The organism is Streptomyces pinistramenti, from assembly GCF_020564935.1.
GTDB classification, from domain to species: Bacteria; Actinomycetota; Actinomycetes; order Streptomycetales; family Streptomycetaceae; genus Streptomyces; species Streptomyces pinistramenti.
In genome coordinates, this window is record NZ_JAJCXB010000027.1 from 66,129 (window position 1) to 87,500 (window position 21,372).

The following is a 21,372-nucleotide window of genomic DNA, read 5'->3' on the forward strand; positions in this document are numbered from 1 at the left end:
CCCAGGACCGCGCCCCGGCCCGTACGCGAGAGCTGCGTACGGGCCGGGGCGTTGCCGTGCCAAGGGAGAAAACGGCGGGCCGCTACCAGGCGGCCGCGGCGCCCTTCTCGGACGGGAGCAGCACCCACAGGGCCAGGTAGACCAGGAACTGCGGGCCCGGGAGCAGGCAGGAGAGCACGAATATCACGCGCATCGTGGCCGGCGTCGTACCGAAGCGACGGGCCAGACCCGCGCACACTCCGGCGATCATTCGGTTGTTGTGGGGGCGGACCAGTGCGGCGGCCATGAGGACTACTCCTTTTCGATGCCGAGGGGCGATTGCCCGATATCTCAAAGGTAGGTCCGGTAAGCGGCGAGAACATCGGCCTGCGGGGCTAGACCGACCCTGGGGATTGTCGGGGTCGCACCCTGACAATCCTCCTTCCGGCGGCGGAGCCCGGCCCGCGCCCGCGGGACCACCGCGAGGTGCGCGAGGGCCACACCCGCCGTGTTCAGCAGCACCGTGTCGATGTCCGGGACCTGTCCTGGCACCGCGCTCTGCAGCACCTCGATGGACAGCGCGATCATCGCCCCGGCGAACACCGTGCGGGTCAGCGACACCAGCGGGGAAACGTTCAGACGCCCGGCCGCCAGGGGGAGCAGCACACCCAGCGGTGCCAGCAGCAGCATCGAGCCGCCCAGATTGTGCAACGCCGCCCACGGCCCGTGCGCCAGCTCGGCGGTGATCGACGCCAGCGGCTTGACATTCGCCGCCGGAACCCACGGCACCGTACGGGGCCGCAGCGTCAGCCAGCCGACGGTCAGCAGATGCACCACAAGGAGGAGAAGTCCGGTGGTGCGCATACGGAAGGTGACGGTATCGCCGGGGCCATGACGCTGCACACAGGCCAGGACGCCGGTAGCGGCGGCTACGGTTCCGCCCTGTTGCGCCCGACTTGGCCGGTGGGGGAGGGCGGCTGGGGATGGCCCCGGCCGGGCGGGTGGAGATGCCCGTGGCCTGGCTACGGCTGGTGGTGGCGACGGCCGTGGCCCGGCGGGCGGCGCCGCTCACCGGGGCCCGCCTTTCCCCGGCACCGCAACCCCCCAGTCCCCGTTCTGCGCTGTGTCCGGGTGGATGAGTACCTCGGTCGAGCAGGGATAGCGCCGTGGTGCGTCGTCGTCCGGGCCGCCGAGTACCGCCGTGTGGGTGCGGCCGAGTGCCGGGGCCGCCCCGTAGGTGCAGGCCAGTTGTGCCAGGGCGAACGAGGGCAGGTCGTCGGGGCTGGTGCTCAGCCGCAGGGTGTCCGCGGGGTCGCCGGCGCGCGGGCCGGCGATCTTCAGGTCCTCGGGGACCGCGGTGCTGAAACCGGCCTCCTCCTCGGCGGGTGTCGGCGTCTTCTGCAGGGCGCCCAGGAGGGTGCGGGCGGCCCGCAGGCGTTCCGTTCCGGTTGGGGCGGCCGTGGTGCGTGCCACGGCGCGCTGTACGGGTATCAGCGCCGAGCTGCACACCATGTAGACGGCGGTCCTGACGTCGTCGGGGCGGTCCTGTGCCTTGCCGCCGTCGGCGACCTTGCAGCTCACCCGGGCCGGCGCCCCGCCGGCGTCCACCGGCACGGAGGTGCCCCGGATGCCGCAGCCGGCCACGGTGAGGGCCAGGGCGCCCGCCAGTACCACGACGGAAGCGCCGCGCCGCCAGGCGTTCCCATGGCCCCGTTCCAGCACCCGTTCCCGGCCCGCCTGTTCGCGCCCGTCCCCACCCGGTGGGTCATGCCTCATCGTCCGTTCCCCGTTCCCGCGCCGTCCGCGCCGGATCCGTTGTCCCGTCCGGCGGCGCCGCCTGTGCCGTCGGTGCCGGGTCCGGTGCTGCGGAGGGCGGCCCGGTTCTGGGTGTTGCCGCTGCCGTCTCTCGGCCCGCCGCTCTCGACCAGCGGGGAGGCGTCCATCGGGAGGCGCAGGGTGAAGACCGCGCCGCCCTCGGGCAGGTTGGCGGCGATGATCTCGCCGCCGTGGATGTGCGCGTTCTCCAGGGCGATCGACAGGCCGAGGCCGCTGCCGGTGGACCGCGGCCGGGACGCGCTCGCCTTGTAGAAGCGGTCGAAGACGTGCGGCAGCACGTTCTCCGGGATGCCGGGTCCGTGGTCGCGTACCTGGATCACCAGGGAGCCGCCCGCCCGGCTTCCGCCCTCCGGGTGCTGCGGCGCGTCCGCCGGGGCCGTGTCCTGGCTGCCCTGGGAGGCGGGCGGCACGGCGGAGCTGCCCGTACGGCCCGCTCCGTCCGGGCCGGTCACCGGCGCGTCCTCGGTGCGTACGGACACCCGTACCGGCGATCCGCCGTGCTTGAGCGCGTTGCCGATGAGGTTCGCGAGGACGACGTCCAGGCGCCGCGGGTCGAGATGGGCGACGATGCCGCGCTCGGCGTCCAGTTCGACGGCGTCCAGCCAGGCGCGCGCGTCGATGCAGGCGGTGACCTGGTCGGCGACGTCGACGTCGTCCAGGACCAGGCGGGCGGTCCCGGCGTCGAAGCGGGTGACCTCCATCAGGTTCTCCACGAGGTCGTTCAGCCGCCGCGTCTCGCTGACCACCAGCTGCACGGCGGGCGCGATCATCGGGTCGAGGGAGTCGGCCTCCTCCTCCAGCACCTCCGAGACCGCGGTGATCGCCGTCAGCGGTGTCCGCAGTTCGTGCGACATGTCGGCGACGAACCGCCGCGAGGACTCCTCGCGGGCGCTCAGTTCCTGCACCCGCTGCTCGACCTGTTCCGCCGTGCGGTTGAACGTTCGTGACAGGTCGGCGAGTTCATCCGTTCCGGTGACCCGCAGCCGGGTTTCGAGGCGGCCCTCGCCGAGTTGCCGTGCCGCGTGGCCCAGGCGCTGTACGGGCCGCAGGACGGTGGTCGCGGCCGCCTGCGCCAGCAGCGCGGAGCCGACCAGTGCCAGCGCGGTGGCGATGCCCAGCGACCAGGCCAGCGAGTTGAGGTCCTGCCGCTCGGTGGCCAGCGACTTCATCATGTAGCCGGTCGGGCCGCCGCCGATCACCTTCGCGCCGGCCACCAGGTACGGGGTGTCATCGGCTTCCCTGCGCTGCCAGTACAGGTGGTGCGGGTAGCGGTTCGCGTCGTCCACCGGGCGCACGGTGTCGACGGCCTTGCGCAGCGACGCCGGCACGGTCTTGAGCGTCAGCAGGTTCTTGTCGGTGGTGGCCGCGCAGTCCTTGCCCTCGGAGTCCACCCCGATCAGCAGCACGGTGTAGTTCTGCGGCCCGGCCGCCATCTGCCGTGCGGCGTCCTGGAGTTCGGCGCACCGCGGGCGCAGCGGCAGCGAACCGGCGCGCTCGTCCAGGGCCTTGCGGAAGTCCTTGAGCACGGCGTTCTGGGTGCGGTCGAGGACGGTGTTGCGGTTGAGCCAGTACGCGATGCCGGAAGCGGAGACCGCGGCGGTCAGTGCGACCAGGGCGAAGACGAACACCAGGCGCACCCGCAGGCTCGTCCAGCGCAGCAGCCCCGAGGCCCGGCGCAGGGCCCGCAGCAGCGGCCTTGTCTTGTCGCGGGTGGCGCCCGCCGGGCGGTCCGCGTCCGCCGCGGTGCGCGGGCCGTTGCCCGTCTCCGCCGCCCCGCCCTGCGTTCTGCCGCTGCCGTTCCCGGATGAGCGGTCGGTCACTGCGGGGTGTCCAGCCGGTAGCCGACGCCGCGGACCGTGCGGATCAGGGTCGGCGATGACGGTACGTCCTCCACCTTGGCGCGCAGCCGCTGCACGCAGGCGTCCACCAGGCGCGAGTCGCCGAGATAGTCGTGCTCCCACACCAGCCGCAGCAACTGCTGCCGGGACAGGGCCTGTCCCGGTCGGCGGCTCAGCTCCAGCAGCAACCGCAGTTCGGTGGGCGTCAGTTGCAGGTCCTCGCCGTTCTTGGTGACCGTCATCGCCGAACGGTCGATCACCAGTGAGCCGAAGGTCGCGGAGTCGCTGGACTCGCGTTCGCCGCGGCGCAGCACGGCCCGGATCCGGGCGTCCAACACCCGTCCCTGGACCGGCTTGACGACATAGTCGTCCGCTCCTGACTCCAGGCCCACCACGACATCGATGTCGTCGTTGCGCGCGGTGAGCAGGATGATGGGCAGTTGGTCCGTACGCCTGATCCGCCGGCACACCTCGAAACCGTCGATGCCCGGCAGCATCACATCCAGCACGATCAGGTCAGGGCGCTGCTCACGCAGCAGCTTCAGGCCGTCCTCGCCCGTCGCCGCGGTCACCACACGATGACCTTGGCGCGACAGCGAGAGTTCGAGAGCCGTGCGGATGGCGTCGTCGTCCTCGATCAGCAACAGGAAAGGCACAGCAGCCATTCTGGCCCATGGGGCGCCGCCGCATCGACCGGTGGGGCCCCCTCCCCCCGTGCATCTCACGCGCACCGCCGGTTCCTCGCGTCTCTCCGTCCCCTGTGACAGGGCTGTGACAGTCGGCGGACAACGCGATGAAACTGGGTTGGCAATGTTCTTGGCACCGGGAGGGATCACCACCCGGAACAGCCGGGAGACCAGGCTCTACCGACGGGGGGCGCGAGATGAACACACTGCACGGAACCACCACCAGCGCAGTAATCACGCGTCTCCACGACGTGACACGAGCCGCTGAGAAGTCCGGTGCCGTGAGCCTACGGGGGTGCGCTCGCGGCACCGGGCGTCAACGGCCGCCGTACATGGTGGCCGTCGACGCTCCGGCGAACGGATGCCACGGGGCATCCGCCGCCGACGGGGGGCACGACGAGGCCGCCAGGGGAAACCAGGGGAACACCGGGGCGGTCCCTTACGGGGAGGGCAGGTCGAAGACGCCGGAGGCCGAAGCGGCCTTCACCGCCTACGTCCAGGAGCGCCGCGCCTCCCTCTACGCCACCGCCTACCACCTGACCGGCGACCGTTACGAGGCCGAGGACCTGCTGCAGAGCGCACTGTTCTCGACCTACCGCGCCTGGGACCGGATCAGCGACAAGGCGGCGCTGGGCGGCTACCTGCGGCGCACGATGACCAACCTGCACATCAGCGCCTGGCGCCGGCGCAAGCTCAACGAATACCCGACCGAGGAACTGCCGGAGACGGCGGCCGACGTGGACGCGATGCGCGGTACGGAACTGCGCGCCGTGCTGTGGCAGGCACTGGCCCGGCTCCCCGAGCCGCAGCGCACGATGCTCGTCCTGCGCTACTACGAAGGCCGTACGGATCCGGAGATCGCGGACATTCTGAACATCAGTGTCGGCACGGTGAAGTCCAGCATCTGGCGCTCGCTGCGCCGGCTGCGCGAGGACGAGGTCCTCAGCTTCGGCCGTGACGAGGAGGAGTCCTTCGGCGAGCTGGTGGCCTGAAGGACGGGGGAAGAGCCCGAGGGGAAAAGGGATACGGGGGAAGTACGGGGGAGTACAGGGGAATCGAAGCGGGTCCGGCAGCCGGGGGGCTGTCCGGACCCGCTTCTGCATGACTGTCCCTGCGTCCGTCCTGCCCTCGTCGCAGGACGGGACGTTCAGGACTCCTGCGGCGCCGTCACCACCGGCTCGTGCAGTACCGGGAAGCTGACCGAGTTCGCGATGAAGCACTTCTCGTGCGCCGTGCCGTGCAGCGCGAGTGCCCGCTCCCGCATCTGTGCCGACGCCACCTCGACCCGCGGCCGCAGCACCACTTCGGTGAACCTGCCCCCGCCGGCGCCGTCCTCCGTCATCGTGCCGTCCGCCGTGTCCTCGTACGCCGTGACCACCACGCCGCCCAGCGCGCACAGCGCGAGATAGCTCAGCATGTGGCACTGGGCGAGCGAGGCGAGCAGCAGCTGTTCGGGGTTCCAGCGGTCCGTGGTGCCACGGAAGGCGGGGTCGGCGGTGCCGGGCAGCGGCGGCGGGCCTTCGGCGGTCACTTCGTGGTCGCGGCCGTACGCGCGGTAGGTGCCGGTGCCCGAACCGGTGTTGCCGGTCCAGGCGACGTGCGTGCGGTAGGCGTGCTGTGCGGTCCTCGGCATGGTCTGCGTCCCCTCGTCGTCCTCGCGCTCCCGCCCCGTCCGCCGGGACCGGGGCACCGGAACTCAGGAGCCTACGGGGCCGCCCCCGGTTCGCCGCCGCAGCTGGGCACCGTGGAGGCGGCACCCGCCGCCACCGGTTTTGCCGTCCGGGCCGCGGATATCCGGGCCAGTGCCTCGGGGCCGGCACAGGGATGCGCGCCGAGGGCGGACTGCCGGGCCACCACGGACCGTTCGGCGCGCAGCAGGCGCAGGCCACGACGGACCAGGTACGGCGCCGGCTTGCGACCCTCGCGCAGATCGCGCAGCAGCCGGCGGCGGAAGGTCGTGACGGGGCTGCCGCACAGGCACAGCGCGTCGGCCAGCAGCCCGGCGTCCCGGCAGTGCGTGATGACGTCGGCCGCGAAGATGCCCTCCGCGATGAACAGCGGCGCCCCGCCGGTCTCCAGGACCGACGCGCCGACCCGGGCGCTGGCCGCGATGTCGTACACCGGCACCGTGCTGCGCCCGCCGTGGCACAGCGCGTCGATGGCGTCGGTGGCGGCGCCCGCGTCCCAGGAGAGCGGCGAGTCCCAGTCCGCGCCGCCGCCGTCCGGCAGCTGTGGCAGGCCCGGGTCCGTGGCCTCCTTGTAGAAGTCGTCGAGGTTGAGCACGGGGAGGCCGGTGCGGGCGGCGAGGGACGACTTGCCGGAGCCGGACGGGCCGGTCAGCAGGACGACGCGGGCGGCGGGCGGCCGGGCGGGGGACTGGAGGCTCACGGGCACCCATTGTCGCGCATGGAGCCGTCCGGGCCATCCCTCGTGCACGCGCTGGATCGCACACTCCGGCTCAACTACTCTGTGCAGTCGACCGATTACCCGGACGGGCTCCGCTCCCCGTAGCAGGGACCGCCCCGGGGGAACTCTCAATCTCACAGGCAGGTGGCAGTACATGGCCTCGCACGCACGTCCCAAGCCCAGCCGCATCCCGCGTTCGCTCCTGCGCGCCGGGCTCACGGTCTCCGCTGCGGGTGCCGCGCTCGCGGCAGGCGGCACGGCACACGCCGAGGTGGTCCCGGTGTCGTCGGCCGACACCAACGCCACCGCTTCGGCGCTGTCCGGCGCGCTGACGACCTCCCTGGGGGGCGCCGTCAACCCGGTCAGGAACCTTCAGCTGAATCCGCTGGCCAAGACCCCGGTCGACCCGCTGACCAACGGCGTCGGCACCCAGGTCGCCGACTTCAAGCCGGTCGGCACCGAACTCCTCACCGGCACCCTCTCCCGGGGCGGCGCCCTCAAGGACCTCCCGCTGGTCGGCAAGGTCACCCGGATCCTGCCGGGGTGAGGGCGGCCGCCCCGGCCGTGCGTGAGAGACGTACGGCCCGGTGCGGCACGGTCATGTCCCGTCCGGCTCAGGCTCCTTGGTGGCAGGCGGCGACGAACGCCTCCATGTGCTTGCGTACCGCGCTGCCCAGGGCGATCCATGAACCGTCGGTGAACCCGACGTCGAACCGGCCACGGCCGCCGACGGCCTTCGGATGCGCGGTCACCCGGGCGATGTCCGTACGCGGCACCGCCACCCCCAGATCCCACTGCGGAGTGGTGTTCCGCCAGCTGGTGTTGCGGTCCACCAGCAGGATCAGCCGGCGGTCGGTCATCGCCTGACGCCGGGGCGTGCCACCGGCGTTGGTCAGGTCGACGAGAAAACGGCCCGCGATGCTGTGCCAGCCCGCTGACGAGGCGGTTGTTGCTCACCGCCCCCAGCGGCCTGGCGACCGCCCCGAGTGCGCTGCCCACGTCCTCCTGGCGCTCCTCGTAGTCCTTGCTGATCCCGTCCGCTTCCGGCAGCTTGCCGAACGCCTCGCGGGCCACCTTGTGCGCGCCGAGACTGCTGCGCAGCGCGCGCAGTTTCTCCGCCCGCTCGTCCGAAGACCTGGCGAACGTGTGCAAGGCGTCCTGGGCAGCGGTGAATTGGTCCGCCACGGATCTCCCCCGATCCGGTGGTCTCTCACGTTCTTGACCGGTGGTAGTCAAGAACTCGCAAACCCGTGCGGGGCCCCACCACAAGGTGAGGCCCCGCACAGTGGGTCAGCTGCCGCCGGAACGGGCTCAGACACCCATGGGGTGCCAGACCGTCTTCGTCTCCAGGAAGGAGAGGAGACGGCCGGTGCCGGGGTCGGCGGTCCAGTCCACCGGGCCGGGCCGCAGCACGCGCTTGAGGTTGTCGGCCGCGGCGACCTCAAGGTCCTTCGCCAACTCGGCGTCCGCGCCCGTCAGGTCGATGGCGTTGACGTCCTGATGGGCGGCGAGCGGAGCCGCGATCTCGGCCGTACGGCCGGAGAGGACGTTGACGACGCCGCCGGGCAGGTCGGACGTGGCCAGCACCTCGCCCAGCGACAGAGCCGGGAGCGGGGAGTTCTCCGACGCCGTGACGACCACGGTGTTGCCGGTGACGACGGCCGGGGCGATCACCGAGACCAGGCCCAGGAAGGACGAGTCCTGCGGGGCCAGGACCGCGACCACGCCGGTCGGTTCGGGCGAGGAGAGGTTGAAGTACGGGCCGGCGACCGGGTTCGCCGAGCCGGCGATCTGGGCGGCCTTGTCGGACCAGCCCGCGTACCAGACCCAGCGGTCAACCGCGGCCTCGACCTGCGCCGCCGCCTTCGGCTTCGACAGCCCCTCGGCGGCGGCCACCTCCGCCGTGAACTGCTCGCGGCGGCCCTCCAGCATCTCGGCGACGCGGTAGAGGATCTGGCCGCGGTTGTACGCCGTGGCGCCCGACCAGCCGCCGAACGCCTTGCGGGCCGCGACGACGGCGTCCCGCGCGTCCTTGCGGGAGGACAGCGGCGCGTTGGCGAGCCAGTTGCCCTTGGAGTCGGTCACCTCGTACACCCGCCCGCTCTCGGACCGGGGGAACTTGCCCCCGACGTACAGCTTGTAGGTCTTGAAGACGGAGAGTCGGTCAGACATTCAGGTACGCCTCCAGACCGTGCCGGCCGCCCTCGCGGCCGTGGCCCGACTCCTTGTAGCCGCCGAACGGCGACGTCGGGTCGAACTTGTTGAACGTGTTGGACCAGATGACGCCGGCCCGCAGCTTGCTCGCCATCCACAGCATCCGGGAGCCCTTCTCCGTCCAGATACCGGCGGAGAGGCCGTAGGGGGTGTTGTTGGCCTTGGCGACCGCCTCTTCCGGCGTGCGGAAGGTCAGCACGGACAGGACCGGGCCGAAGATCTCTTCGCGGGCGATGCGGTGCGCCTGGGTGACGCCGGTGAAGAGGGTCGGCGCGAACCAGTAGCCGGAGCCCGGGAGTGCGCAGTCCGGCGCCCAGCGCTCGGCGCCCTCGGCCTCGCCCGCCTCGACCAGCGCCGTGATCCGGGCCAGCTGCTCGGCGGAGTTGATGGCGCCGATGTCGGTGTTCTTGTCCAGCGGGTCGCCGACCCGCAGCGTCTGCATCCGGCGCTTGAGTGCGTCGAGGACCTCATCGGCGACCGATTCCTGGACCAGCAGCCGGGAGCCCGCGCAGCAGACGTGTCCCTGGTTGAAGAAGATGCCGTTGACGATGCCCTCGACGGCCTGGTCGACGGGGGCGTCGTCGAAGACGATGTTCGCCGCCTTGCCGCCCAGTTCGAGCGTCACCTTCTTGTCGGTGCCCGCGACCGTGCGGGCGATGGCCTTGCCGACCTCGGTGGAACCGGTGAAGGCGACCTTGGCGACGTCAGGGTGGGCCACCAGCGCGGCGCCCGTGGAGCCGTCGCCCGTAAGGATGTTGACGACGCCCTTGGGCAGGCCCGCCTGGCGGCAGATGTCCGCGAAGAACAGCGCGGAGAGCGGGGTGGTCTCGGCGGGCTTGAGGACGACGGTGTTGCCCGTCGCCAGCGCCGGCGCGACCTTCCACGCGAGCATGAGGAGTGGGAAGTTCCAGGGGATGACCTGACCCGCGACGCCCAGCGGCCGGGGGTCGGGGCCGAAGCCGGCGTGGCCGAGCTTGTCGGCCCAGCCCGCGTAGTAGAAGAAGTGCGCGGCGACCTGCGGGAGGTCCGCGTCGCGCGATTCGCGGATCGGCTTGCCGTTGTCCAGCGACTCCAGGACGGCCAGCTCGCGCGAGCGCTCCTGGATGATCCGGGCGATCCGGAAGAGGTACTTGGCCCGCTCGGCGCCCGGCAGCGCGGACCACTTCTCGAACGCCTTGCGGGCGGCCCGCACGGCGCGGTCGACGTCGTCGGCGCCTGCCTGGGCGACCTCGGAAAGGACTTCCTCGGACGACGGGGAGACGGTCTTGAAGACCTTGCCGTCGGCGCCCGGCGCGAACTCGCCGTCGATGAACAGGCCGTAGGACGGCGCGATGTCGACGACCGAGCGGGACTCGGGGGCGGGTGCGTAATCGAAGGTCATGGATCCATCGAAGGTCATGGGTGCCTCAGTCCACCGTGACGTAGTCGGGGCCGGAGTACCGGCCGGTGCTGAGCTTCTGGCGCTGCATCAGCAGGTCGTTGAGCAGGCTGGAGGCGCCGAAGCGGAACCAGTCGGCGGTCAGCCAGCGCGCGCCCAGCGTTTCGTTGACCATGACCAGGTACTTGATCGCGTCCTTGGTCGTACGGATGCCTCCGGCCGGCTTCACGCCGACCTGGACGCCGGTGGCCGCGTGGAAGTCGCGGACCGCCTCCAGCATCAGGAGGGTGACCGGAGGTGTGGCGTTGACGGCGACCTTGCCGGTCGACGTCTTGATGAAGTCGGCGCCCGCGAGCATCGCGAGCCAGGAGACCCGGCGGACGTTGTCGTACGTCTGGAGTTCGCCGGTCTCGAAGATGACCTTGAGGTGCGCGGCACTGCCGTCGGGGCGTGCGCACGCCTCCTTGACGGCCTTGATCTCCTCGAAGACCGCGAGGTAGCGGCCGGAGAGGAAGGCGCCGCGGTCGATGACCATGTCGATCTCGTCGGCGCCCGCCGCGACCGCGTCACGGGTGTCGGCGAGCTTCACCGGCAGTGCGACCCGCCCCGCGGGGAACGCGGTGGCGACCGACGCGACGTGGATGCCGCTGTCGCCCAGCGCCTCCTTGGCCGTCGCGACCATGTCGGGGTAGACGCAGATCGCCGCGACCTTCGGGGCGGTGCGGTCGGTGGGGTCCGGGTTGATGCCCTTGGCGCACAGCGCCCGCACCTTGCCGGGGGTGTCGGCTCCTTCGAGCGTCGTCAGGTCGATCATCGAGACGGCGAGGTCGATGGCGTACGCCTTCGCCGTGGTCTTGATCGAGCGGGTACCGAGGGTCGCGGCGCGGGCTTCGAGGCCGACCGCGTCGACACCGGGGAGGCCGTGGAGGAAGCGGCGCAGCGCGCCGTCGTCGGCGGTCACGTCCGCCATCGACGCCAGACGCCCCGCGGCTTCCTTGCCGTATGCGGGAACAGTGATGGGCATGGTCACGAGGGGAGCATATCTACGCGCGTAGCGCCCTGTCATCCCCCGCGGTGGGCCGAATCCGGTCCCCGCGCGGGCGGGCGGCGGGGCCGGGACACCCTCCCGTACGGGGGCGCCGGGCGCCGCCGCGGTGCCCGAATGATGCCGTAACGCAATGTCCGGCATCCGGACGGTCAGGCAGAATCGGCAGCATGACGAGCCCGGAATCCTCCACCACGCCGCAGCAGAAATACGCCGAGCGCACCTACCGCTCACCGGCGGCCCTCGTCGGCGGCGTGCTGCTGCTCCTGCTCGGACTCTGGCTCGGCGGCGACGCGCTGCTGCGCGGCGTCGCGCACACCAAGCTGACGGCGGCCTTCGCCCTGCTGCTCGGCGTGCCGCTGGTGGCCGCCTACACGCTGCGGCCGCTGGTGAAGGCGGGCGATGACCGGCTGCTGGTGCGCAACCCGTTCCGGACGATCACGCTGCCCTGGGGCGCGGTGGAGGACCTGCGGGCATCGTTCACCAGCGAGGTGTTCACGGCCGACGGCAAGTACCAGCTGTGGGCGGTGCCGGTCTCACTGCGGCAGCGCAAGAAGGTCGGCAAGCAGGCCGCCCGCGGCGCCGCACCCCGCCGCTTCGGACCGCGCGTCGACGCCGGTCCTGTGCCGCGCGCGATGGCCGACCAGACGATGGACGAACTCCGCGAGATCAAGGAACGCGCCGCGCACCGCGAGAGCGCCAAGGGCGCGCCGGTGGTGCGGTGGGCCTACGGGTTCATCGGTCCGTGTGTGGTGGGCGCGGTGGGGCTGATCGTGATGCTGGCGGTGTAGGGGCGGTGGGGGCGGGCGTCCCATACCGCGGCGCGGATTCCCTACGGGGTTGCCCTACGGGGCCGGCCGTCCCGAGGCGAAGAGAAGCGGGCCCCGTCGACGGGGCCCGCTTGTCGTTCTGTGGTGGCTGACCTGTGGTGGCCGACGTCCTGTGACCGCCGGCCGCCGGGTGCCGTCAGATGCCGGCTGCCGCCGACAGGTCGGCCTTGACGGCCGTCAGTGCCGCCGCGGCCTGCTTCCTGGCCTCCGGGAGGGCGGCAGCCGAGGCGACCTGGACCACGATCTCCAGGTAGCACTTGATCTTCGGCTCGGTGCCGCTCGGGCGGACCACCACCCGGCCCGCCTCCACGCCGGACTCCGCCGAGCCGGCCAGGTGATACCGCAGCCCGTCGGTCGGCGGCAGCACGTCGGTGCCCTGCGACAGGTCCTCGGCGCTGCGCACGGACAGGCCGGCCAGCGATGCGGGCGGCGCCTCGCGCAGCCGGCGCATGGCGTCGGCGATCAGCGACAGGTCCTCGACCCGCACCGACAGCTGGTCGGTCGCGTGCAGGCCGTACTCCACCGCGAGGTCGTCCAGCAGATCCGTCAGGGTGCGGCCCGACTGCTTCAGTTCGGCGGCCAGTTCGGTGATCAGCAGCGCGGCGGTGATGCCGTCCTTGTCCCGTACGCCCTCCGGGTCGACGCAGTAGCCCAGCGCCTCCTCGAATGCATAGCGCAGGCCGTCCACCCGGGCCAGCCACTTGAAGCCGGTCAGGGTTTCCTCGTAGGGGAGCGAGGAGGCGGCTGCGATCCGGGACAGCAGCGACGACGACACGATGGTGGTGGCGAAGGTGCCGGAGGCCCGCTTGCTGACGAGGTGCGCGGCGAGCAGCGCGCCGACCTCGTCGCCGCGCAGCATCCGCCAGCCGTCGTCGGTGCCGGGTGCCGGTACGGCGACGGCGCAGCGGTCCGCGTCGGGGTCGTTGGCGACGACGATGTCGACACTCCCGGGGCCGGCCGCGCGGGCGGTGGCGAACGCGAGGTCCATCGCGCCGGGCTCCTCCGGGTTGGGGAAGGCCACGGTCGGGAACTCCGGGTCGGGATCGGCCTGTTCGGCGACGACCTTCGGGGCCGGGAAACCGGCGCGGGCGAAGGCGGCCAGCAGGGTGTCCCGGCCGACGCCGTGCATCGGCGTGTAGACGATCCGGGTGTCCCGCGGCGAGCCCGGGGTCAGCACCGCGTCCGTACGCGCCAGGTACGCCGCCAGGACGTCCTCGCCGAGCGTCTCCCAGCCGGCCTCGGGGCGCGGCACGTCGGTCAGTGAGCGCACCGCTGCGATCTCGGCGGCGATCTCGCCGTCGGCGGGCGGCACGATCTGCGAGCCGTCGCCGAGATAGACCTTGTAGCCGTTGTCGCGCGGCGGGTTGTGGCTTGCGGTGACCTCGACGCCGGCCACCGCACCCAGGTGCCTGATCGCGAACGCGAGCACGGGCGTGGGCAGCGGACGGGGCAGTACCGCGGCGCGCAGCCCGGCGCCGACCATCACGGCGGCCGTGTCGCGCGCGAAGTCGGCGCTCTTGTGGCGCGCGTCGTAGCCGACGACGACGAGGCCCGCGCCGTCGCCCTTGGCCTTCAGGTACGCGGCGAGCCCGGCCGCCGCGCGGATGACCACCGCGCGGTTCATCCGCATCGGCCCCGCGCCCAGCTCACCGCGCAGCCCTGCGGTGCCGAACTGGAGGGTGCCGGCGAAGCGGGCGGCCAGCTCGGTGTGGTCGCCCGCGTCGATCAGCCGGGACAGCTCGTCCCGGGTCTCCGGGTCGGGGTCCTCGGCCAGCCATGCCTGGGCGCGACGGGTCAGCTCCGCGGGATCGGTAGCCACGTGATGCTCCTGACGGTGGATGCGGGTGGGGCGCTGGGGGCGTCCGTGAAGTCCTGTCGTCCGCCCGGGGGCGGGGCGGACGCGGGCGCGCACCCCCGGCGCCGCCCGCCGCCCGCCGTGCGGCCCGTGGCTCAGAGCTTGCCGAGCACCTGGGCGAGCAGGCTGCCCATCCGGGTCGCGGAGTCGCGGCCGGCCTGGAGCACCTCTTCGTGGTTGAGCGGCTCGCCGGTCATGCCCGCGGCGAGGTTCGTGACCAGGGAAAGGCCCAGCACCTCGGCGCCGGCCTCGCGCGCGGCGATGGCTTCGAGCACCGTGGACATGCCGACCAGATCGCCGCCCAGGGTGCGGATCATCTTGATCTCGGCGGGGGTTTCGTAGTGCGGGCCGGGGAGCTGGACGTAGACGCCCTCCTCCAGGCTCGCGTCGACCTCCTTGCACAGCGCGCGCAGCCGCGGCGAGTACAGGTCCGTCAGGTCGACGAAGTGCGCGCCGGCGATCGGGGAGGTGGCGGTGAGGTTGATGTGGTCGCTGATGAGCACCGGCTGGCCGGGGCGCATGCCCTCACGCAGGCCGCCGCACCCGTTGGTGAGCACGACGGTCTTGCAGCCGGCGGCGACGGCGGTCCGTACGCCGTGCGCGACGGCGGCGACACCGCGGCCCTCGTAGTAGTGGGTACGGCCCAGGAAGACCAGCGCGCGCTTCTCGCCGATCCGGTACGAGCGGATCTTGCCGCCGTGGCCTTCGACGGCCGGGGGCGGGAAGCCGGGCAGCTCGGTGACCGGGAACTCGTGCTCGGGCGCGCCCAGGGCCTCGGCGGCGGGGGCCCAGCCGGAGCCCATGACGAGGGCGACGTCGTGGGTCTCCGCGCCGGTGAGGTCGCGCAGGCGGGCGGCGGCGTCGGCGGCGGCGCCCTGCGGGTCGCGGGCGATGTCCGAAGTAACAGATGCGTTCACGCGGACGAGGGTAGCGGGAAATCTCCTACGCGCGTAGATGGTGCTGGATACGGGGTGGGAATGGCGCGTTTGCGGGTTCCGACCAGGGAGGCGGTGGGCCGTGGCCCCGCCCCCGCACCTCGCCCTTCGGGCCTCGGCCTCCGGCGGGCCGGGACGAGGTGGCTGGTGCAGCGGTGGGACGGGGCTCAGCAAGGGCGTTTGCGGAGTTCCATGACGTAGTCGTGGGGGGCGCCTGCGGATTCGGCGGCGTCGGCGATTTCGCCCAGGTAGCGGGCCGAGGGGAGGCCGCCTTCGTAGCCGTTGAGTACGTAGATCCAGGCGGCTTCGTCGCCGTCGAGGGTGTGTACGCGGACCCGCATCCGGCGGTAGATGTCCAGGCCCACGCCTTCCCAGCGGTCCATGGAGTCCTCGTCCATCGGCGCGATGTCGTAGAGCGCCACGAAGAGCTGGGAGCGGGGGGCCTCGACGATGGTCGCCAGCGCGCCTTCCCAGCCCATCTGTTCGCCGCCGAAAGTGAGCCGCCAGCCGTTGAGCCAGCCGGTGCCGCGCAGCGGCGAGTGCGGTGCGCGGCGGGACATCAGCCGCGCGTCGAGGTTGCCGGCGTACGCGGCGTAGAGCGACATGGTCCCGAGGGTACGGGAGCGGAGGGTCCGGCTCGTGGTAACGGGGGTTCGTACCGGGGTATGTGCCGCGCCCGGCCCCCCGCCGGGAAGCGCGCGGTGGCGTGCGGGACAATGGAGTATGTGACTCGGATCGTGATCATCGGTGGCGGACCCGGCGGATACGAGGCGGCCCTGGTGGGCGCCTCTCTCGGCGCGGAGGTGACCGTCGTCGACTGCGACGGTCTGGGCGGGGCGTCGGTGCTGACCGACTGCGTTCCGTCGAAGACTCTTATCGCGACGGCCGAGGTGATGACGACCTTCGATTCGTCGTACGAGGAACTCGGCATCATCGTCGAGGACGGCACGCCGGATCCCGAGCGGCCCGCACGGGTGGTCGGCGTCGATCTCGGCAAGGTGAACCGACGGGTCAAGCGGCTGGCACTGGCGCAGTCGCACGACATCACGGCTTCGGTGACGCGGGCCGGCGGCCGGGTGATGCGGGGGCGCGGCCGGCTGGAGCCCGGTCAGTCGCCGGACGGTTCGCGGCGGGTCACGGTCACCGCGGCCGACGGCTCCGAGGAGACGCTGACCGCGGACGCGGTGCTGATCGCCACCGGCGCGCACCCCCGCGAGATCCCGGACGCGCTGCCGGACGGCGAGCGGATCCTGACCTGGACGCAGGTCTACGACCTGGACGAGCTGCCCGACGAGCTGATCGTGGTCGGCTCCGGTGTCACCGGCGCCGAGTTCGCCGGTGCCTACCAGGCGCTCGGCTCGCGGGTCACCCTCGTCTCCTCGCGTGACCGGGTGCTGCCGGGCGAGGACCCGGACGCCGCCGCCGTCCTGGAGGACGTCTTCCGGCGCCGCGGGATGAACGTCATGGCCCGCTCGCGCGCCGCCGCGGTCAAGCGGGTCGGCGACCGCGTCGAGGTGACGCTGGCCGACGGCCGGACGATTTCCGGATCGCACTGCCTGGTCGCCGTCGGCTCCATCCCCAACACCGAGGGCATCGGCCTGGAAGAGGCCGGCGTCCAGCTCAAGGAGTCCGGCCACATCTGGACCGACAAGGTCTCCCGCACCACCGCTCCCGGCGTGTACGCGGCGGGCGACTGCACGGGCGTCTTCGCGCTGGCCTCCGTCGCCGCGATGCAGGGCCGGATCGGGATGTACCACTTCCTGGGCGACGCGGTCACGCCGCTGAACCTCAAGACGGTCTCGGCGAACGTCTTCACCGACCCCGAGATCGCCACCGTCGGCTACTCCCAGGCCGACGTCGACAACGGCAAGATCGACGCCCGGGTCGTGAAGCTGCCGCTGCTGCGCAACCCGCGCGCCAAGATGCAGGGCATCCGCGACGGGTTCGTGAAGCTGTTCTGCCGTCCCGGCACCGGCATCGTCGTCGGCGGTGTGGTGGTCTCGCCGCGGGCCAGCGAGCTGATTCACCCGATCTCGATCGCGGTCGACAACAACCTGACCGTCGAGCAGATCGCGAGTGCGTTCACCGTGTACCCGTCGCTGTCCGGCTCGATCGCCGAGGTCGCCCGCCAGCTGCACACACGTAAGACGGCGAGCGAGTAGGAGCGGGCGGCTGAGCGGCTCGCACGTGCCGGGTGACGGGTGTCGGTTCCGCATAAGCTCGGCCCATACCACTTTGTCGTTCGCGGCGTGAACAATTTCCGTTAATTGGTGCAACCTGCTGAAAACAGACGGTCGTTGGCATTACTGTCAGTTTCGTGTTCGCTGCAGAACGTCGCCAATTGATCCTTGAAATGGTGCGCGCGAACGGAGCGGTGTCGCTCCGGGAGCTCGCCCGTGTCGTCCAGACCTCAGAAGTGACCGTACGCCGGGACGTACGCGCGCTGGAGGCAGAAGGACTCCTCGACCGCCGGCACGGCGGTGCGGTCCTGCCGGGTGGGTTCACCCGTGAGTCCGGCCTGCCGCAGAAATCCCATCTATCGACCGCGGAGAAGACGGCCATCGCCGACCTCGCCGCAGGCTTCGTCCAGGAAGGCGAGGCCATCGTCGTCGGCGCCGGGACCACCACCCAGGAGCTGGCCCGGCGGCTCGCGCGGGTGCCGGGGCTGACCGTGGTCACCAACTCCCTTCTGGTCGCACAGGCGTTGGCCCATGCCAACCGCGTCGAGGTCGTGATGACCGGCGGCACCCTGCGCGGATCCAATTACGCCCTGGTCGGCAGCGGTGCCGAACAGTCGCTCCAGGGACTGCGGGTGTCCCGCGCCTTCCTCTCGGGCAGCGGACTGACCGCCGAGCGCGGCCTGTCCACGTCCAACATGCTCTCCGCGAGCGTCGACCGGGCGCTCGTGCAGGCGGCGGGGGAGGTGGTGGTGCTCGCGGATCACACCAAGCTCGGTGCCGACACGATGTTCCAGACCGTGCCGACGGAGGTGATCACCCGCCTGGTCACGGACGAGCCGCCGGCCCACGACGACCGCGCGGCAACGGAGTTGCAGGCCCTCGCCGATCAAGGCGTGCAGATCGCCGTCGCCGGCAGCGGCGGCGCCGGAAAGGGTGTGGTGCATCCGGGGTCCGACGGCCTCGCGGGGGAGCGCAGGAGCCCCCGGCGGGAGGTGCCGCTGCCGGGGCAGCGGCGCAACCATCCGCCGGGCGGCGCCCCCGCGTCACCGCTGCGCTCGGCGTCCCTGAGCGAGGCGCAGAGCAGGGTCGCGGACCTGGCTCCCCGGCGCCGCTGAGCCGCCGCGGGGGCCGGGGCGGACTGCGTCCCGGCCCCCGCGGCGGTGTCCCGCTACGGCTCCTGGCGGTCGGCCTTGAGGCCGCTCAGGGTGAGGGTCAGCAGCCGGTCGGCCAGCTTCGGGTCGTCCGGCGACTCCTCGACGGCCAGCGCGATGCCGTTGGTCAGCTGCATCAGATCCCCGATGTTCACGTCCGGGCGCACCGCTCCGGCCTGCTGCGCGCGGGCCAGCAGCGCGCCGCCCGCCTCGCGCATCGGCACGCTGCACCGCGCCATCCCCGAACTGTCGTCAGCCGAAGCGGCCATCAGCGCGCGGGACAGACCGCGGTAGGTGCTGGCGTGGTCGATGATCGCGCGCAGCCAGTCGACCAGCGCACGGCACGGCTGCGGCGCGTCGGCCAGCTCCCTGGCGTGCGCGAGCAGCGCGTCCACCTCGCTCTGGAACACCGCGCCCATCAGTGACGTACGGTGCGGGAAGTGCCGGTACAGGGTGCCGATGCCGACACCGGCGCGGCGGGCGATGTCCTCCAGCGAGGTGTCCGTGCCGTGCTCGATGAAGGCGGTACGGGCCTCGGTCAGCAGCCGCTCGTAGTTGCGCCGCGCATCGGCCCGCATCGGGCGCGCCGTCCGCGCCGCCGCGTCCTGTCCCGCGGTCCGCCGCCCTGCCGTCTCGGTCGCCATCGCCGTCCTTCCTCACCCCGGCCGGTCCCGGCCCGGTGGCTCCAGGATGCCACTGCCCCGGGGGATGGCCGTCCCGCCGGCGGCGGGTTGACGGGCGGCGTACCGGGGCCGAACCGGCGGTGACGCCCCGGCGGCGGGTGGCCGAACACCTCGGCAGGGCGCAACGCCGCCGTGCCAAGAGCCATCAAACCTGGCGCAAAGAGGTCTTCCGGGCCGAAGCCGCACAGGCCGCCGTGCCCGGGGACCGCAGGCACGGGCCGTGCCCGTCCGCACCCGCGGGCGTCCACGGACACGGGACATCTGAGGAAGACGTCATGGGGCTGACCAGCCGATCGCTGTTGTACGCCGCCGTCGCGGCCGCCGTGGTCTGTGTGGGGCTGAGCGTCCGGCTGTGGCCGCGGTTCGCCGGGCGCCGGCCACTGGCGTTGCTGGGCCGCCTGGCGTCGATCGCCGCCACCCAGCTCGCCCTCGTCGCCGCACTCGGCCTCGCCGTCAACGCCAACTTCCAGTTCTACGGCTCCTGGCACGACCTGCTCGGCCTCTACGACGACGCCCCCGCGGCGGTCGGCAAATGGGGCGGGGACGGCGGGGCGGGGCCGGCCGGTGACCCGTCGAAGGGCCTGGTGCAGACGGCGGGACCGGACGGCCTGGACAAGGTGCACGGACTGCCGCAGGGGCCGCCCGCGACGAACGGCAAGGTCGAGTCCGTACGGATCGTCGGCAAGCGGACCCGGGTCGTGAACCCGGCGTACGTCTACCTGCCGCCGCAGTACTTCCAGGCCGCGTACGCCCGCCAGCGGTTCCCCGTCATGGTGGCGCTCAGCGGCTACCCCGGCGGCGTCTACCTGCTGGGCCAGCACCTGCGGCTGCCGCAGACCGCCGGCGGGCTGATCCGCGCGGGCCGGATGCAGCCGACCGTCATCGTGATGCTGCGGCCCACCGTCGCGCCGCCGCGTGACACCCAGTGCGTGGACGTGCCGGGCGGGCCGCAGGCCGAGACGTTCTTCGCCGATGACGTGCCGGACGCCCTGAAGGAGCACTACCGCGTCGGCCACGACCCGGGCGCGTGGGGCCTGCTCGGCTACTCGTCGGGCGGCAGCTGCGCCCTCCAGCTGGCCCTGCGCCACCCCCGTACGTATCCCGCGGCCGCCGCCCTCTCGCCCGACTACAAGGTCGCCAACGATCCCACCACGGGTGACCTGTTCGGCGGCGGCAAGGACCGGGGCCGCCGGCGCCAGGAGCACGACCTGGTCTGGCGGCTGCGTCACCTGCCCGTACCGCAGGTGTCCGTCCTGATCGGCACCAGCCGCTCCGGCGAGAAGAACTACCCGGCGGCGAGGGAATTCCTGTCCGCGGTCCGCCCGCCGATGCAGGCCGAATCCGTCGTCCTCGCCCACGGCAGCCACAACTTCGACACCTGGCGGCGCGAACTGCCCGCCGCGCTGCGGTGGATGAGCGGCCGGCTGACGTTCCCGGAGGACGTGGTGGGGGAGTCGTAGGCGGCCTCCCGGGGCGCCCGTACGCGCGAGGGCCCCGGCATTTCCGTGCCGGGGCCCTCGCGGTGGTGGGTGTCGCGGTGTCAGTCCTTGATTTCGCAGATGATGGCGCCGGAGGTGAGGGCGGCGCCGACTTCGGCGGTGAGGCCCTTGATGGTGCCGGCGCGGTGGGCGTTGAGGGGCTGTTCCATTTTCATGGCTTCGAGGACGACGACGAGGTCGCCTTCGGCGACGGTCTGGCCTTCCTCGACGGCGATTTTGACGATGGTGCCCTGCATGGGGGAGGCGAGTGCGTCGCCGGAGGTGGCGGAGCCGGACTTCTTGGCGGCCTTGCGCTTGGGCTTGGCGCCTCCGGCGACGGCGGCGCGGGCCAGCGGCATGCCGAGTGAGGAGGGCAGTGAGACTTCCAGGCGTTTGCCGCCGACCTCGACGACGACGGTTTCGCGGGCGTCGGCTTCGGTCTCGTCGGTGCCGGTTGCGGTGAATGCCGGGAGGTCGTTGGCGAACTCCGTTTCGATCCAGCGGGTGTGGACGGTGAACGGGGCGTGGGATCCGGTCAGTTCGGGGGCGAAGGCGGGGTCCTTGACCACGGTGCGGTGGAAGGGGAGGGCGGTGGCCATGCCTTCGACGGTGAATTCGTCCAGTGCGCGGGCGGCGCGCTGGAGGGCTTGTTGGCGGGTGGCGCCGGTGATGATCAGTTTGGCCAGGAGGGAGTCCCAGGCGGGGCCGATGACGCTGCCGGATTCCACGCCGGCGTCGAGGCGGACGCCGAGGCCGGTGGGGCCGTCGAAGCGGGTGACGGTGCCGGGGGCGGGCAGGAAGCCGCGGCCGGGGTCTTCGCCGTTGATGCGGAATTCGAAGGAGTGGCCGCGCAGGGGCGGGTCGTCGTAGCCGAGTTC

Annotated in this window: 22 protein-coding genes; 6 read left to right on the forward strand and 16 right to left on the reverse strand. The window is 72.2% G+C overall.

The annotated features are described in order from the left end of the window. Nucleotides 1-82: 82 nt before the first annotated feature. The 5 genes from LIU39_RS19765 to afsQ1 all read right to left on the reverse strand — a co-directional run bounded on the left by LIU39_RS19765 (nucleotide 83) and on the right by afsQ1 (nucleotide 4,309). The gene (locus LIU39_RS19765; protein ID WP_227048097.1) at nucleotides 83-286 is read right to left on the reverse strand and encodes a PspC domain-containing protein; all 204 of its coding nucleotides are present in this window, start codon (nucleotides 284-286) and stop codon (nucleotides 83-85) included. Between the two features lie 44 nt (nucleotides 287-330). After that, the gene (locus tag LIU39_RS19770; RefSeq protein ID WP_227048098.1) at nucleotides 331-843 is read right to left on the reverse strand and encodes a VanZ family protein; all 513 of its coding nucleotides are present in this window, start codon (nucleotides 841-843) and stop codon (nucleotides 331-333) included. Nucleotides 844-1,047: 204 nt separating this feature from the next. Further along, nucleotides 1,048-1,755: a hypothetical protein gene (locus tag LIU39_RS19775; RefSeq protein WP_227048099.1), complete on the reverse strand. Its 708-nt coding sequence runs from the start codon at nucleotides 1,753-1,755 to the stop codon at nucleotides 1,048-1,050. After that, on the reverse strand, nucleotides 1,752-3,506 hold the full coding sequence (locus LIU39_RS19780; RefSeq protein WP_227048122.1) for an ATP-binding protein: 1,755 nt from the start codon (nucleotides 3,504-3,506) through the stop codon (nucleotides 1,752-1,754). Before LIU39_RS19780 ends, LIU39_RS19775 begins: the two co-directional genes overlap by 4 nt. Nucleotides 3,507-3,631: 125 nt before the next feature. After that, the gene (gene afsQ1, locus LIU39_RS19785) at nucleotides 3,632-4,309 is read right to left on the reverse strand and encodes a two-component system response regulator AfsQ1 (RefSeq protein ID WP_131124765.1); all 678 of its coding nucleotides are present in this window, start codon (nucleotides 4,307-4,309) and stop codon (nucleotides 3,632-3,634) included. A gap of 227 nt (nucleotides 4,310-4,536) precedes the next feature. Between afsQ1 and LIU39_RS19790 the strand changes: the two genes are divergently transcribed. After that, entirely contained in the window at nucleotides 4,537-5,331 is a 795-nt protein-coding gene (locus LIU39_RS19790; protein ID WP_227048100.1) for a SigE family RNA polymerase sigma factor, read from the forward strand. Nucleotides 5,332-5,486: 155 nt separating this feature from the next. Here the strand turns inward: LIU39_RS19790 and LIU39_RS19795 are convergent, their stop codons facing one another. Beyond that, the gene (locus LIU39_RS19795; protein ID WP_227048101.1) at nucleotides 5,487-5,972 is read right to left on the reverse strand and encodes an OsmC family protein; all 486 of its coding nucleotides are present in this window, start codon (nucleotides 5,970-5,972) and stop codon (nucleotides 5,487-5,489) included. 71 nt (nucleotides 5,973-6,043) lie between these two features. Next, the gene (locus LIU39_RS19800; protein ID WP_227048102.1) at nucleotides 6,044-6,727 is read right to left on the reverse strand and encodes a uridine kinase family protein; all 684 of its coding nucleotides are present in this window, start codon (nucleotides 6,725-6,727) and stop codon (nucleotides 6,044-6,046) included. A gap of 172 nt (nucleotides 6,728-6,899) precedes the next feature. Between LIU39_RS19800 and LIU39_RS19805 the strand changes: the two genes are divergently transcribed. After that, on the forward strand, nucleotides 6,900-7,292 hold the full coding sequence (locus LIU39_RS19805) for a hypothetical protein (protein ID WP_227048103.1): 393 nt from the start codon (nucleotides 6,900-6,902) through the stop codon (nucleotides 7,290-7,292). Nucleotides 7,293-7,359: 67 nt separating this feature from the next. Here the strand turns inward: LIU39_RS19805 and LIU39_RS19810 are convergent, their stop codons facing one another. From LIU39_RS19810 to deoC, 4 genes are all read right to left on the reverse strand, one after another. Then, a complete protein-coding gene (locus tag LIU39_RS19810) occupies nucleotides 7,360-7,605 on the reverse strand; it encodes a hypothetical protein (RefSeq protein WP_227048104.1) in 246 nt (81 codons plus the stop codon). Nucleotides 7,606-8,056: 451 nt separating this feature from the next. Next, nucleotides 8,057-8,917, reverse strand: coding sequence for an aldehyde dehydrogenase family protein (locus LIU39_RS19815; protein WP_227048105.1), 861 nt, complete (start codon nucleotides 8,915-8,917; stop codon nucleotides 8,057-8,059). Continuing rightward, entirely contained in the window at nucleotides 8,910-10,340 is a 1,431-nt protein-coding gene (locus LIU39_RS19820) for an aldehyde dehydrogenase family protein (RefSeq protein WP_227048106.1), read from the reverse strand. The genes LIU39_RS19815 and LIU39_RS19820 overlap by 8 nt, the downstream gene beginning before the upstream one ends. A gap of 25 nt (nucleotides 10,341-10,365) precedes the next feature. Next, a complete protein-coding gene (gene deoC, locus LIU39_RS19825) occupies nucleotides 10,366-11,361 on the reverse strand; it encodes a deoxyribose-phosphate aldolase (protein ID WP_227048123.1) in 996 nt (331 codons plus the stop codon). A 191-nt stretch (nucleotides 11,362-11,552) separates the two neighbouring features. Here deoC and LIU39_RS19830 point away from each other — a divergent pair, with 191 nt between their 5' ends. Then, nucleotides 11,553-12,173, forward strand: a complete 621-nt coding sequence (locus tag LIU39_RS19830) for a PH domain-containing protein (RefSeq protein ID WP_227048107.1) — start codon at nucleotides 11,553-11,555, stop codon at nucleotides 12,171-12,173. A gap of 175 nt (nucleotides 12,174-12,348) precedes the next feature. Here the strand turns inward: LIU39_RS19830 and LIU39_RS19835 are convergent, their stop codons facing one another. The 3 genes from LIU39_RS19835 to LIU39_RS19845 form a co-directional block, all read right to left on the reverse strand. Next, nucleotides 12,349-14,031 carry a phospho-sugar mutase gene (locus tag LIU39_RS19835; protein WP_227048108.1) on the reverse strand — a complete coding sequence of 561 codons (1,683 nt, stop codon included), beginning with the start codon at nucleotides 14,029-14,031 and terminating at the stop codon, nucleotides 12,349-12,351. Between the two features lie 131 nt (nucleotides 14,032-14,162). After that, nucleotides 14,163-14,984, reverse strand: a complete 822-nt coding sequence (locus tag LIU39_RS19840) for a purine-nucleoside phosphorylase (RefSeq protein WP_227048109.1) — start codon at nucleotides 14,982-14,984, stop codon at nucleotides 14,163-14,165. Between the two features lie 185 nt (nucleotides 14,985-15,169). Further along, the gene (locus LIU39_RS19845) at nucleotides 15,170-15,607 is read right to left on the reverse strand and encodes a gamma-glutamylcyclotransferase family protein (protein ID WP_227048110.1); all 438 of its coding nucleotides are present in this window, start codon (nucleotides 15,605-15,607) and stop codon (nucleotides 15,170-15,172) included. Nucleotides 15,608-15,718: 111 nt separating this feature from the next. On the opposite strand from LIU39_RS19845, the gene LIU39_RS19850 reads away from it, so the two are divergent. Both LIU39_RS19850 and LIU39_RS19855 read left to right on the forward strand, forming a co-directional pair. After that, nucleotides 15,719-17,164: an NAD(P)H-quinone dehydrogenase gene (locus LIU39_RS19850; protein WP_227048111.1), complete on the forward strand. Its 1,446-nt coding sequence runs from the start codon at nucleotides 15,719-15,721 to the stop codon at nucleotides 17,162-17,164. Between the two features lie 191 nt (nucleotides 17,165-17,355). Further along, on the forward strand, nucleotides 17,356-18,297 hold the full coding sequence (locus tag LIU39_RS19855; protein WP_372463978.1) for a DeoR/GlpR family DNA-binding transcription regulator: 942 nt from the start codon (nucleotides 17,356-17,358) through the stop codon (nucleotides 18,295-18,297). A 53-nt stretch (nucleotides 18,298-18,350) separates the two neighbouring features. Here the strand turns inward: LIU39_RS19855 and LIU39_RS19860 are convergent, their stop codons facing one another. Beyond that, nucleotides 18,351-18,977 carry a TetR/AcrR family transcriptional regulator gene (locus tag LIU39_RS19860; RefSeq protein WP_227048113.1) on the reverse strand — a complete coding sequence of 209 codons (627 nt, stop codon included), beginning with the start codon at nucleotides 18,975-18,977 and terminating at the stop codon, nucleotides 18,351-18,353. 314 nt (nucleotides 18,978-19,291) lie between these two features. Between LIU39_RS19860 and LIU39_RS19865 the strand changes: the two genes are divergently transcribed. Continuing rightward, nucleotides 19,292-20,476, forward strand: coding sequence for an alpha/beta hydrolase (locus LIU39_RS19865; protein ID WP_227048114.1), 1,185 nt, complete (start codon nucleotides 19,292-19,294; stop codon nucleotides 20,474-20,476). Between the two features lie 80 nt (nucleotides 20,477-20,556). Here the strand turns inward: LIU39_RS19865 and LIU39_RS19870 are convergent. Then, a partial coding sequence (locus LIU39_RS19870) for a biotin/lipoyl-containing protein (RefSeq protein ID WP_227048115.1) occupies nucleotides 20,557-21,372 on the reverse strand: 816 nt, incomplete at its 5' end.

Excerpts from the sequence above, each read along its gene's own strand:
- LIU39_RS19765 (WP_227048097.1), bottom strand. The coding sequence starts at position 286 with ATGGCCGCCGCACTGGTCCGCCCCCACAACAACCGAATGATCGCCGGA.
- LIU39_RS19770 (WP_227048098.1), bottom strand. The coding sequence starts at position 843 with ATGCGCACCACCGGACTTCTCCTCCTTGTGGTGCATCTGCTGACCGTC.
- LIU39_RS19775 (WP_227048099.1), bottom strand. The coding sequence starts at position 1,755 with ATGAGGCATGACCCACCGGGTGGGGACGGGCGCGAACAGGCGGGCCGG.
- LIU39_RS19790 (WP_227048100.1), top strand. The coding sequence starts at position 4,537 with ATGAACACACTGCACGGAACCACCACCAGCGCAGTAATCACGCGTCTC.
- LIU39_RS19795 (WP_227048101.1), bottom strand. The coding sequence starts at position 5,972 with ATGCCGAGGACCGCACAGCACGCCTACCGCACGCACGTCGCCTGGACC.
- LIU39_RS19805 (WP_227048103.1), top strand. The coding sequence starts at position 6,900 with ATGGCCTCGCACGCACGTCCCAAGCCCAGCCGCATCCCGCGTTCGCTC.
- LIU39_RS19810 (WP_227048104.1), bottom strand. The coding sequence starts at position 7,605 with ATGACCGACCGCCGGCTGATCCTGCTGGTGGACCGCAACACCAGCTGG.
- LIU39_RS19815 (WP_227048105.1), bottom strand. The coding sequence starts at position 8,917 with ATGTCTGACCGACTCTCCGTCTTCAAGACCTACAAGCTGTACGTCGGG.
- LIU39_RS19820 (WP_227048106.1), bottom strand. The coding sequence starts at position 10,340 with ATGACCTTCGATTACGCACCCGCCCCCGAGTCCCGCTCGGTCGTCGAC.
- deoC (WP_227048123.1), bottom strand. The coding sequence starts at position 11,361 with ATGCCCATCACTGTTCCCGCATACGGCAAGGAAGCCGCGGGGCGTCTG.
- LIU39_RS19830 (WP_227048107.1), top strand. The coding sequence starts at position 11,553 with ATGACGAGCCCGGAATCCTCCACCACGCCGCAGCAGAAATACGCCGAG.
- LIU39_RS19845 (WP_227048110.1), bottom strand. The coding sequence starts at position 15,607 with ATGTCGCTCTACGCCGCGTACGCCGGCAACCTCGACGCGCGGCTGATG.
- LIU39_RS19850 (WP_227048111.1), top strand. The coding sequence starts at position 15,719 with ATGGAGTATGTGACTCGGATCGTGATCATCGGTGGCGGACCCGGCGGA.
- LIU39_RS19855 (WP_372463978.1), top strand. The coding sequence starts at position 17,356 with ATGGTGCGCGCGAACGGAGCGGTGTCGCTCCGGGAGCTCGCCCGTGTC.
- LIU39_RS19860 (WP_227048113.1), bottom strand. The coding sequence starts at position 18,977 with ATGGCGACCGAGACGGCAGGGCGGCGGACCGCGGGACAGGACGCGGCG.
- LIU39_RS19865 (WP_227048114.1), top strand. The coding sequence starts at position 19,292 with ATGGGGCTGACCAGCCGATCGCTGTTGTACGCCGCCGTCGCGGCCGCC.